Source organism: Streptomyces sp. VNUA24 (genome assembly GCF_029167005.1).
GTDB classification, from domain to species: domain Bacteria; phylum Actinomycetota; class Actinomycetes; order Streptomycetales; family Streptomycetaceae; genus Streptomyces; species Streptomyces scabiei.
This window is the reverse complement of sequence record NZ_CP119143.1, coordinates 5622983-5634055: the sequence shown is the minus strand read 5'-3', so window position 1 is coordinate 5634055 and position 11073 is coordinate 5622983. Positions and strand designations below refer to the sequence as shown.

At 73.4% G+C, this 11073-nt stretch carries 11 protein-coding genes; 7 read left to right on the top strand and 4 right to left on the bottom strand.

From position 1 onward, the window contains the following. Positions 1-133: 133 nt before the first annotated feature. The 4 genes from PYR72_RS23975 (at position 134) to PYR72_RS23960 (ending at position 4415) form a co-directional block, all read left to right on the top strand. The gene (locus tag PYR72_RS23975; protein ID WP_275457230.1) at positions 134-1033 is read left to right on the top strand and encodes a DMT family transporter; all 900 of its coding nucleotides are present in this window, start codon (positions 134-136) and stop codon (positions 1031-1033) included. A gap of 197 nt (positions 1034-1230) precedes the next feature. Further along, a complete protein-coding gene (locus PYR72_RS23970; RefSeq protein WP_275457229.1) occupies positions 1231-2133 on the top strand; it encodes a hypothetical protein in 903 nt (300 codons plus the stop codon). A gap of 214 nt (positions 2134-2347) precedes the next feature. After that, a complete protein-coding gene (locus PYR72_RS23965; protein ID WP_275457228.1) occupies positions 2348-3745 on the top strand; it encodes a serine hydrolase domain-containing protein in 1398 nt (465 codons plus the stop codon). Positions 3746-3809: 64 nt separating this feature from the next. Next, positions 3810-4415: a 3'-5' exonuclease gene (locus PYR72_RS23960; protein WP_275457227.1), complete on the top strand. Its 606-nt coding sequence runs from the start codon at positions 3810-3812 to the stop codon at positions 4413-4415. Here PYR72_RS23960 and PYR72_RS23955 read toward each other — a convergent pair whose 3' ends face one another. Further along, positions 4416-4901, bottom strand: a complete 486-nt coding sequence (locus PYR72_RS23955) for a diadenosine tetraphosphate hydrolase (protein ID WP_275457226.1) — start codon at positions 4899-4901, stop codon at positions 4416-4418. A gap of 59 nt (positions 4902-4960) precedes the next feature. On the opposite strand from PYR72_RS23955, the gene PYR72_RS23950 reads away from it, so the two are divergent. Next, positions 4961-5434 (top strand): VOC family protein, encoded by a 474-nt coding sequence (locus PYR72_RS23950; protein ID WP_275457225.1) that lies wholly within the window; start codon positions 4961-4963, stop codon positions 5432-5434. Between the two features lie 51 nt (positions 5435-5485). Continuing rightward, positions 5486-6940: an argininosuccinate synthase gene (gene argG, locus PYR72_RS23945; RefSeq protein ID WP_239755987.1), complete on the top strand. Its 1455-nt coding sequence runs from the start codon at positions 5486-5488 to the stop codon at positions 6938-6940. Positions 6941-7049: 109 nt separating this feature from the next. Here the strand turns inward: argG and PYR72_RS23940 are convergent, their stop codons facing one another. Both PYR72_RS23940 and PYR72_RS23935 read right to left on the bottom strand, forming a co-directional pair. Then, entirely contained in the window at positions 7050-8651 is a 1602-nt protein-coding gene (locus tag PYR72_RS23940) for a HEAT repeat domain-containing protein (RefSeq protein WP_275457224.1), read from the bottom strand. A gap of 28 nt (positions 8652-8679) precedes the next feature. Beyond that, entirely contained in the window at positions 8680-8874 is a 195-nt protein-coding gene (locus PYR72_RS23935) for a hypothetical protein (protein ID WP_275457223.1), read from the bottom strand. A 166-nt stretch (positions 8875-9040) separates the two neighbouring features. Here PYR72_RS23935 and PYR72_RS23930 point away from each other — a divergent pair, with 166 nt between their 5' ends. Next, positions 9041-9640, top strand: coding sequence for a hypothetical protein (locus PYR72_RS23930; RefSeq protein ID WP_275457222.1), 600 nt, complete (start codon positions 9041-9043; stop codon positions 9638-9640). On the opposite strand, the gene PYR72_RS23925 is transcribed toward PYR72_RS23930, so the two are convergent. After that, complete coding sequence (locus tag PYR72_RS23925; protein ID WP_275457221.1) at positions 9631-11013, bottom strand: alpha/beta fold hydrolase; 1383 nt, start codon at positions 11011-11013, stop codon at positions 9631-9633. The two genes, PYR72_RS23930 and PYR72_RS23925, sit on opposite strands and share 10 nt — an antisense overlap. Positions 11014-11073: the final 60 nt, after the last annotated feature.

Sequence of the window (11073 nt, the reverse complement as noted above, 5' to 3'; positions counted from 1 at the left end):
AATCTGTCGCACTTTGTGCGATCGTGAGGGCGTGGGAGCCGGTGCGGCCGGGAGAGCGCGAGGGTGACGGCCACGTGGGTGCGTGCGCGGGTGTTGCCCGCCGCGGGCCCGTCCCGCCGCTTACGGTGCCCCCATGGTGGTGGGTGTGGTGTTCGCGCTGTGCGCGGCGGTGTGCATGGGGACGGCGACCGTGCTGCAGGCGCTGGGCGCGCGGCGGGCGACGCCGAGGGACCCCGGCCGCGGCCGGGGCCGGACCGTGGTGGAGGTGCTGCGCGGCTGGCCCTTCCTCGCTGGGGCGGGCCTCGACACGGCGGGTTTCGCGGCCCAGGTGGTGGCCTTGCGGCTGGTGCCGTTGTTCCTGGTGGAGGCGGCGGTGGCCGCGTCGCTGGCGGTCACGGCGGTGGGCGGCACGGCCGTGCTGGGGCTGCGGCTGCGGCGGGCCGAGTGGGGGGCCGTGGCCCTGGTGTGTCTGGGCCTCGCCACGCTCGCGGTGTCCGCCGGGCGCACGGGCGACGGGCACGGTGACACCGCGCTGCGGGTCGCGGTGCTGGTGGCGTCGGTGCTGGTGGTGGCGGGCGGGTGGGCGCTGGGCGGCCGGCTGCGGCGGGGCCGGGCGGTCGTGCTGGGAGCGGCGGCGGGGCTGAGCTTCGGCCTCACCGCGATCGCCGTACGTCTGCTGCCGGACGCGACCGTCCCCGCGATTCTGGCGCAGCCGGCCGCGTACGCCGTCGTCGTCTCCGGTCTCGGCGGCTACCTCCTCCTCGTCCAGGCCCTCCAGTCGGGCTCGGTCACGGCGGCCACGGCGGCGATGGTCATCTGCGAGACCGTCTGGCCGGGCGTCTTCGGGGTGGTCTGCCTCGGCGACTCGACGCGGGCCGGGTACGGGTGGCTCGCCGTGACCGGGTTCGTGGCGTGTGTGGGGGGCGGGGTGGCACTGGCGCGGTTCGGGGAGGCGGGGGAGTCGGGAGGGTCGGGAGAGGCCGGGGAGGCGGGCGAGGCAGCGGGGTCGGGGGAAACGGCGTGCGGGCGGTGACCCGTGCCCGGCGGTGACCCGTGCCCGGCGGTGACCCGTGCCCGGCGGTGACCCGTGCCCGGTGGTGACCCGTGCCCGGTGTGACTCGTGCCCGGTGTGACTCGTGCCCGGTGGGCGGCAACCTTCGCGGGGGCCGCGGCGACCACCTCGTGCAGTGAAGGCACGTGAAATCCCGCCCCCCACCGAGGGAGTTCACCATGCGCACCCCCCACACCCGCGTCGCGAGACTGCTCACCGTGCTCGCCGCCGTCCTGGCCGTGCTGCTCGCGCCCGGTCTGACGACGCCGTCCGTCGCGCAGGCGGCCAACGACCGGGCCGCCGTCCAGGACCGGGCCGAGGCGGCGGCCGTCTGGAACCCGCCCTCGAACCTGGTCCAGCCCCTCGGCGAGGTCTGGAACCACGTCGAGTCGACCTACGGGAATCTGTACGGCTTCCGCAACTACGGCTGGGACCAGATCATGGCCAACCGCGGGAGCGTCAACTACTGCGTCCGCTGGGAGTCGGACCAGCCGGTCAGCGCCGCCCTGCGCGACCAGATCCACGCCGCGCTGAAGAAGCAGTTCGGCAAGTGGATGGCGGCCATGGTCGACAACGGCCAGGGACACAACGCCTGGCCGTACACCACCGTCCCCGTCAACATCGTCGGCTGGGCGGTGAAGAACCGCTCCACCCTCCAGTGGACCGACAACTCCGTCGACGTCTACACCAACATCCTGGACGGCGCCGGAGCCCCGCAGTGCGCTCCCGACTGCGGCCGCTTCTTCCACCAGGACGGCAACTACTCGCGCTGTCCCGGCGGCGCCGCCCGCCACTACGACCAGTCCCTCTGGCTCACCGAGGGCTTCGGCGGCGGCGCCGGCGGTGACTGGGGGCAGCGCATGGGCCGCTCCTACTTCACCGGTGCCCTCGGCCAGGAGAACATCCACATCTATCTGCACGAGGTCGGCCACACCTTCGGCCTCGACGACTTCTACGACTGGTCCCCGACCGGCCAGTGCTGCTTCCTGATGAAGGCCGGCAGCGCCACCCGGATCACCGAGTTCGACACGTGGATGTTCCGCGACTTCTGGCGTCATATGAAGTCCCGTTACGGCCTCTGACCCCCTCCCGTCACCGACGTGCGCGGGGCCGTGACAGATGTCATGGCCCCGCTGTGAAGGCGCTCGTCCGCGGGAACGATGCGGCGCGGACCGGCTGTTCGTGACAATCGCTGTACAGGGCAAGGGAGTTGACCACCCGGGCCCTGAGAAAGCCGGACGTGCCCGGGGCGGGCACGTCGGCGTCGTCACGAACGCCGGAAACGAGGGACCAGCCGTGCGCATCACCCATCTCGCCGGGACAGCTCTGGGCACCACACTCCTGCTTCTCACGGCGGTACCGGCCGCCTCGGCCGTACCCGCGGCGGGCAGCACCGCCGGGAGCAAGGCTCCCGGGTCGGGCAGACTGGACCGGGCCGAACTGCGCGGCACGCTCGCCGCGATCCACGAGGCCGGGATGTACGGCACGTACTCCTCGGTGCGCGACGGCCGCGAGCGCTGGACCGGCGCGGCGGGGCTGGCCGACGTGGACACCGGCCGCAAGGTCACCCCGAACATGCGGCACCGCGTCGGCAGCATCAGCAAGACGTTCACGGCCGTGGCGGTCATGCAGCAGGTGGAGCGGGGCCGGATCCGCCTCGACGCCCCCGTCACGCGTTACGTCCCCGAGCTGTTCCGGGGGACCGGCACCGACGCGAACGCCCGGGAGCGCGGCGACGCCATCACCGTACGCATGCTGCTCAACCACACCAGCCACATCGGCGACTACGTCCTCGGCGCGTTCCCCTCCCTCAGGCAGAACTCCACCTCCAGCCTCGACGAGAACCGTTTCCGCTCGATCAGCCCCCGAGAACTGGTCCGGCTGGGCCTCGCCGCCGACGCCACCGGCACGCCCGGCGCGCGGCCCGGCTCGTACTCCAACACCAACTACGTCCTCGCCGGCCTGATCCTGGAGAAGGTCACCGGCCAGAAGGCGTCGACGTACATCACCCGGCAGGTCATCGACCGGGCCGGGCTGCACCACACCTCGTTCCCGCGCACCCCGTACATCAAGGGTCCGCACGCCCGGATGTACGAGTCGTTCTACGGGCTGATCGACCCGCCCCGCGACTACAGCGTCTACGACATGTCCTGGGCCTCCACCGCGGGCGCGATCATCTCCACGACCGACGACCTCAACCGTTTCTACCGTGAGCTGCTGACGGGCGGCCTCGTCGGCCGGGCGTCCCTCGCGGAGATGCGGCGCACGGTCCCGGTCCTGGTCGGCCCGGACGCCACCATCGACTACGGCCTCGGCATCTACGCCCTCGACCTCCCCGGCTGCGGGCGTTTCTGGGGCCACGACGGCGGTGTCTTCGGCGCCGGCACCATCAGCTTCACCGGCGCGGACGGCAAGCGGCAGCTCTCCATGGGCTACAACCTGATGAAGTACCAGCGCCTCAACGAGGAGGGTACGGAGCTGGAGCCGAGCCCGATCGACGACGCGGTCATCATCCACCTGGTGAAGGGACTGTGCCCGTCCCTGGACACGGGCCCGGGCTCCGGGGCGGCGCTGAAGTCCGGGATCGCGGCGGCGGACGCCCGGCGGCTCCTGCCGAGCGGCCTGCCGGACGTGGGCCTGTCCACCGGCACCGGCCCGCTGGCCCCGAACCGTCCGGTGGCCCCGAAGCCCTGATCGTCGGCCGCGGTGGGCAGGACGCTTCCGTCACCGCCCGCACGGCCTGGGGAGAGCAGCGACCTTGTCCACCTTCGTCATCTTCGACCTGGAGTTCACCACCTGGCCGGGGGCCATGGAACAGCACTGGTCGGCCCCCGGCCAGCTGCGGGAGATCGTGCAGATCGGCGCGCTGCGGCTGAACGCGGAGTACGCGGTCGTCGACACGTACGACACGCTGGTCCGGCCGGTGGTGAACCCGGTCCTCTCCCCGTACTTCACGACCCTCACCGGTATCGGGCAGCAGGCGGTCGACCGGGACGGTCTCGCGCCGGCCCGGGCCCTGAGTGACTTCCTCGCCTTCTGCCAGGGACAGTCCGTCCTCTCCTACGGCAATGACATGGTCGTCGTCGGCGAGAACATCGGCTGGGCGCGGGCCCGGGGCGAGGAGATCGGGCCCAGCGTGCTCACCCCCGGCTTCGTCAATCTCCGCCCCTGGCTGAACGCCGTCGCCCCGGCGACGGCGGGCATCAACTCGGGCCGCCTGTGGAAGGCCCTGGGCCTCCCCCGGCCCAGCGTCCCGGGCGACGAACACGCGGCCCTCTTCGACTGCCACTCCATCGCGCTGGCACTGCGGCACCTGGCGGGGCAGGGGGTCGTGCTGCCGGACGGTCTCCTCGCAGGGCGCTGATCAGCTTCGGGCGCGGCCGGCGAGGCGGTCCAGCTCCTCGCCGATCGCCTCGCGCAGCCCGTCGTGGCGCGGCCCGAGCGCGTACCGCGCGTGGCTCCACCGCTCCCGCGGGTACAGCCACACCGGCCTGCCGACCAGCTCCGGCGGCTCCCACGCGTAGCGCGGCCACACATGCGCGTGCAGGAACGGGTCCGTGTTCCCGAGGATCTCCAGGTTGACCCGCCGGAACGCCGGATCCAGCCGGGCGCAGGCCCGCTCGACGGCCTCGCCCAGCCGGTCCATGTCGGCCAGGAACGCGGTCCGCCGGTGCGCCGGCAGCTCCGACAGCCGCCCTACCGCCGGGTCGTCCACGAGCAGTACGCAGTACCCGGGCAGGAACTGCGTGTCCCCGATCACCGCGAACCCGGCCGTGAGCCTGCGCAGCACGGTCGGGTTGGCACCCCGGAGCGCACTGCCGATCCGCTCGTCGCGCCACTCCTCGGTCATGGTCCGTGACTCTACAATCACCGCCTCGCCGTCCAACCCTTGAGCATCCGGGAGCTGTTGTGTCCGACGAACCCACCGTCCGTGAACTGCGTCTGGTCGTCACGGCCGCCGACTACGACGCCGCGCTGCACTTCTACCGGGATGTGCTGGGGCTTCCCGAGCGGGCCGCGTTCTCGTCGGACGGGGGGCGGGTGTCGATCCTCGAAGCGGGACGGGCGACGCTGGAGATCACCGATCCGCGGCACGCGGAGTTCATCGACGAGGTGGAGGTCGGCCGTCGCGTGGCCGGGCACGTGCGGGTGGCCTTCCAAGTGGACGACTCGACCGTGGTGACCGCGAGGCTGGCGGCGGCCGGCGCCGAGGTGCTCGCCGAGCCGACCCGCACGCCGTGGAACTCCCTGAACGCCCGCCTCGAAGCGCCGGGCGCCCTGCAGCTGACGCTGTTCACCGAACTCGGCGACGGTGAGGGCGGAGAGGGGGACGGCGGAGAGGGGGACGGCGGGGAGGGAGACGGCGGCGGCGATGGGAGCTGAATCACCATGACCAACTTTGCATGATCATGCGTTAGCGTGCATAATCTTCCTATGTCCAAGGTCCTCACCTCTCTTCCGGCCGGCGAGCGCGTCGGCATCGCCTTCTCGGGCGGGCTCGACACCTCGGTCGCCGTCGCGTGGATGCGCGACAAGGGTGCTGTCCCCTGCACCTACACGGCTGACATCGGCCAGTACGACGAGCCCGACATCGCCTCGGTGCCCGGCCGCGCGAAGACCTACGGTGCCGAGATCGCGCGCCTGGTCGACTGCCGCGCCGCGCTGGTCGAGGAGGGCCTGGCCGCGCTGACCTGCGGCGCGTTCCACATCCGTTCCGGCGGGCGGGCGTACTTCAACACCACCCCGCTCGGCCGTGCCGTCACCGGCACGCTGCTGGTCCGGGCGATGCTGGAGGACGACGTCCAGATCTGGGGCGACGGCTCGACCTTCAAGGGCAACGACATCGAGCGGTTCTACCGCTACGGTCTGCTGGCCAACCCGCACCTGCGGATCTACAAGCCCTGGCTGGACGCCGACTTCGTCACCGAGCTGGGCGGCCGCAAGGAGATGTCCGAGTGGCTGGTCGCGCACCAGCTGCCGTACCGGGACTCCACGGAGAAGGCGTACTCCACCGACGCCAACATCTGGGGCGCCACCCACGAGGCCAAGACCCTGGAGCACCTGGACACCGGCGTCGAGACCGTCGAGCCGATCATGGGCGTCCGGTTCTGGGACCCGTCGGTCGAGATCGCCACCGAGGACGTGACGATCGGCTTCGACCAGGGCCGCCCGGTCACGATCAACGGCAAGGAGTTCGCCTCCGCCGTCGACCTGGTGATGGAGGCCAACGCCATCGGCGGCCGCCACGGCCTCGGCATGTCCGACCAGATCGAGAACCGCATCATCGAGGCCAAGAGCCGCGGCATCTACGAGGCCCCCGGCATGGCCCTGCTGCACGCCGCGTACGAGCGCCTCGTCAACGCCATCCACAACGAGGACACCCTCGCGCAGTACCACTCCGAGGGCCGTCGCCTCGGCCGGCTGATGTACGAGGGCCGGTGGCTGGACCCGCAGGCCCTGATGATCCGGGAGTCCCTGCAGCGCTGGGTCGGCGCGGCCGTCACCGGTGAGGTCACCCTGCGGCTGCGGCGCGGCGAGGACTACTCGATCCTCGACACCACCGGCCCGGCGTTCAGCTACCACCCGGACAAGCTGTCCATGGAACGCACCGAGGACTCGGCCTTCGGCCCGGTCGACCGGATCGGCCAGCTCACCATGCGCAACCTCGACATCGCCGACTCGCGCGCCAAGCTGGAGCAGTACGCCGGTCTCGGCCTGATCGGCACCGGCAGCCCCACCGTCGGCGCCTCCCAGGCCGCCGCCACCGGCCTGATCGGCACCATGCCGGAGCTGCCCCAGGGCGGCGCGGAGGCCATCGCCTCGCGCGGCGAGGTCTCCGAGGAGGACGCGCTGCTCGACCGCGCGGCGATGGAGTCCGGCACGGACTGACCGCCGGGCGGTACCGGTTCACACCACGGCCGAGGCCGGTTCGACGCCCACCCGCGTCGGGCCGGCCTCGCGTCGTCTCCCGGAGGGATCGGGCCGCCTCCCGGAGGGATCAGGCGCTGCCGTGCTTCCGCAGCGCGTCGAGGATGCGGCCCGCCGTCAGCCGGATGTTGAACGCGGTGACGGAGGAGCGGGGAGAACGGGGGGAACGGGGGGTGTGCGCGAGCGCCGTGATCTCGCCGAGCAGGCCGTGTGCGTCGCGCGGCAGCTCGCCGTGCCCGTTCACGTACCGGCTGATTCCCCACAGGGCCTCGTACCGCACGAGTTCCGACGGATCGTGGAGGTGGCCGAGCAGGAGGCGCACGTCGCCGTCCTCGTCCTCGTCGAGCAGGGAGACGACGGCCGCCCTGACCTTGTCGGACGGGTGGCCGATCAGCCGCCGTACGGCGGGAAGTGCCTCGGGGTACTCGCCGAGCGCGTTCCGGGTGTGGCGCAGGACCGTCTCGTCGGCCGTCAGGAGGGCGAGCAGCGCCTCGACCGCCGCGCGCCGCTCCCGGCGGGGCCGCCCGTGCCGCCCCAGCCCCGCCAGCCCCCGCAGTGCTCCCACCCGAATCCGCTCGTCGGGATCGCGCAGGAGCGGCAGCAGCAGCGCGGTGGTCCGCGGGTCGCCCCGCTCGCCCAGCGCCACGGCGGCGGCCGCCCGGACCTCGGGACGGCCACGACCGGGCACCGGCTCGCTCCCGGTCCCGGGCCCGGAGACGGCCACCGTTCTGATCCACTCCCAGGACTCCGACGTGTCGAGGCGGGCCAGCGTCCAGACCGCGGTGGACCCCGCGTCCGGGTGGTCCAGCCAGCGCACGGCGAGCGGCAGGGCCCGCTCCTCGCCCCGCCACCCGAGGGTGTGGAGCATCTGCCGGGCGGCCTCCGGGTGGGTCTCGGCCGCCAGCGCGGAGAGGATCGCGTCGACCGCGCGGGTCCCGTTCTCGTCGGACAGCTTGGACGCGGAGATGCCCCGGACCTCCGGGCACTCGTCGCGCAGGCCCGCGAGGAGTGAGTCGCGCAGCCCGGCCAGGTCCTTCGACGGCAGCATGTCCAGGGCCCGCACCCGCGACAGCCCCCGGCCCTGCCGGGCGGTGCGCAGCAGCAGCTCCCGTACGGGCCGGTCCCGAAGCAACGGGTACAGGGCCGTGCGCGCGTGCCCCCACACCAGGGGCTCGGGGTCGCCCAACAGCCGTACGAGCAGCTCCGGTTCGGGCGTCTCGTCCCGGACGCGCAGGCCCAGCAGCGCGTTGATCCGCAGGTGCCGGTCCGTGTCCTGCGACAGCCGCCGCAGCGCCGCCACGACCTCCGGCCCGGTCAGCGCCAGCCGCTCGGCGGCGAGCGAGGCCCGGCGCCGTACGGCCGGATCCGCGTCCCCCATCAGCGCGACGACCACCGCGCCCGCGTCGTCGCCGTCGCCGTCAGTCGGCCCCAGTCGGCCGAGCGCGTCCGCCGCCGCGGCCCGCACCACGGCCGCGGGGTCCTGCGCGGCCCGTACGACGGCGTCCCGCACCTCGGCGGCCACTTCCCCGGACGGGGCGGCCCGCCGTCCCACCCGCCCGAGCCCTTGGGCGGCGGCGGCCCTCCGCCCGGGTTCCTCGGCCGCCGACTCCCGCAGGAAGAAGGCGATCTGATGCGCCGCGCCGTCGGCCCCGCCACCCCTGACACCCTTCACGCGTCCCCTCCGATCCCCCTGCGCCGCCCTAGTCGTCCCCGTTGTTGCGGGAGGTGGAGCCCTTGTTCGCCTTGAGGACGATCTCGCTCAGCACGTCGGTCGCCATGGCCACGCCGCGGGCCCAGCGGGGGGCGTCGCCCCGGGCCGTCCAGTAGACGCAGACGACGCCGCCGACGGCGAACAGCACGATGACGGACAGGACGAGTACGAGCACGGTGGCCATCGCTCTCTGTGGTGAGGGGTGGGGTCGTGGTGGCGGCGATCCCGTAGGTCTCGGCCAGTTGTACGACAGGGAGACGCGCGGGGGCGGGGGGCAGGTTCCGCCCGGGCCGCCCCCGGGCGGGGTTGGTCGCGCCCGGGGTGTCAGTGGGGCGCGGTACGTTCCGGGCATGGGCATCTACGTGGTCAGCGTCGGCAGGCAGGAGTGGTTCGAGGAGGGGGAGGAGCCCGAGGACGGCCTGGGGCGGGTCGCTCGCGCGCTCGACGACGAGCTGCGGCGCCGAGGGCTGCCGGCCTTCGAGTCGATGCCCGAGGCGACGGACCTGGTCCGGGGCTCGGGGCTGACGTTCGAGGAGAAACTGGTCCCGCCGATGGACGGGTTCGTGCGGCTGTGCGAGGCGCTTCTCACGCGTGCGGAGACCGAGACGCTCTGCGGCTGGACGGTGCTGGTGCCGATGCCGCTGGAGGAGGACATCCGGCTGGACGGCGTCGAGTCCGCCTACACGGACTCGACCGTGGTCGCCGGGGCTCCCCGGGTGCTGGCGCTCGCCGAGCGATTGGCGGCGGCCGTCGAACTGCCGCCCGAGACACCGGCGATGTGCGACAACCTCGACCTGACGATGTGGTTCCTCGACGGCCCGGCGAAGGAACTGGCCGCGCGCCGGCCGGGCCCGTGGGCCGACGATCTCGACACCGCCTTCTACGTGGCCCTGTACCTGCGCGCGGCCCAGCACGTGCTGCGACGCGGCTGCCCCCTCGTCTACACCTGAGTCACCCTCCCCAGGAACGCGGCCAGCGTGTGCGTGGCCGTGTTGTGGGCCGTGGCCGCGAACAGCGGGTCGAGGTGGTTCATGCCCTCGTCGGACTCGTAGACGGCGTACGGGATGCGGGACCCGGCGACGACGCGGCGGGCGCTCTCCACGGCGGTGCCCCGGTAGGCGCTGGTCTGGAAGGCGTAGAGGGGTATGCCGAGGCCGGAGGCGTGGCGCAGGCGCAGGCCGAGCGAGCGGGCGAGGTCGGTGTCGGCGTAGGCGTCGCTCACGTCCAGGTCGACGGAGAGCCGCGCCGGCCAGTACCACTCCCACACACCGGGCACGGGGCCCGCGTACGCCTCGGCGACCCGCCCGATCGGTGTGATCCCCGTGTCGACCCACCCCCGTACGCCGTCGGCGTCGGCCTCCGCGGCCAGGTGGCCGGAGTGGACGCTGATGTCGTTCGGCCAGCCGAAGCCGGCGTCCACGAACGTGCCGAGCAGCGCGGCGTTGGTCACCGGGAACGGCACCCGCAGCGCCTCGGGCACGCGGTCCTGGAGGACGGAGCGTCCCTCGGGGTCGTGCCGGGCGTACCAGCCGGCGAGCTGGTACCAGATCTGGGTGCTCTCCGCCCGGTCGCCGACGCCGACCGCGCTGAGCGTCATGTCGAAGACCTGCCCGCCGGCGATCTTCGCGAGCCGCTCGCGCACCTCCTCCGGCGAGTCGTGCACGGGCGCCCCGCCCCCCTCGAACGCGCCGCGCACGCCCCCGTCGAGGACCGCGAGCGCGGTCAGATCCCGGTGGCCGGGCCGCCCGCCGAAGTCCCAGGCCGCGTACGCCATCGCGGTGGTCGCGCCCCAGGAGTGGCCGCCGAGCACGACCCGGCGCCGCCCGCCCGCGCGCGCGGCGCGCACGACGCACCGCAGGTCGTCGAGGGTGCGCGCCAGCCCCCACCGGCCGACGTACCCGGCGGCGGAGGGCTCCAGCGTCCGGTACCGTCCGCCGAGGTAGTAGCCGGCCGGGTCCGCGCCGCCCGTGAAGCCGGTCCGGTCGGCGAGGCTCTCCTCGCGCCGGTCGACGGCCCACACCTGGATCCCGGGCACCGCGGCCACCAGATCCCGGGCCATCAGCCGGAAGTCGTTCGCCGCACCGAACATCCCCGGCACCAGCACCACCACGGTCCCCGCGTCCCGCGGCCCCACCCTCAGCACATGCACCCGGTCGCTCCCGGCGGGCCCGCCCCCGGCCCCGACCGCGATCGGCACGTACACCTCACCGCCCCGGCCCCCGGCGGCCGAGGCGGCCCCGCCCCCGGCCCCGACCCCGGCGAGCACCAGCCCACCGCCCAGCCCACCACGCAACACCGCTCTACGCGCCAGACGCTTCGTCATCTCCGGTCGTCTCCTTGAAAGTTGGGGGGCAACGACACCGGTCCCAGCTTCCTCCTGGGT

Bases quoted from the DNA above. Each gene is read 5' to 3' on its own strand.
- PYR72_RS23975 (WP_275457230.1), top strand. From the start codon at position 134: ATGGTGGTGGGTGTGGTGTTCGCGCTGTGCGCGGCGGTGTGCATGGGG.
- PYR72_RS23970 (WP_275457229.1), top strand. From the start codon at position 1,231: ATGCGCACCCCCCACACCCGCGTCGCGAGACTGCTCACCGTGCTCGCC.
- PYR72_RS23955 (WP_275457226.1), bottom strand. From the start codon at position 4,901: ATGACCGAGGAGTGGCGCGACGAGCGGATCGGCAGTGCGCTCCGGGGT.
- argG (WP_239755987.1), top strand. From the start codon at position 5,486: ATGTCCAAGGTCCTCACCTCTCTTCCGGCCGGCGAGCGCGTCGGCATC.
- PYR72_RS23935 (WP_275457223.1), bottom strand. From the start codon at position 8,874: ATGGCCACCGTGCTCGTACTCGTCCTGTCCGTCATCGTGCTGTTCGCC.
- PYR72_RS23930 (WP_275457222.1), top strand. From the start codon at position 9,041: ATGGGCATCTACGTGGTCAGCGTCGGCAGGCAGGAGTGGTTCGAGGAG.
- PYR72_RS23925 (WP_275457221.1), bottom strand. From the start codon at position 11,013: ATGACGAAGCGTCTGGCGCGTAGAGCGGTGTTGCGTGGTGGGCTGGGC.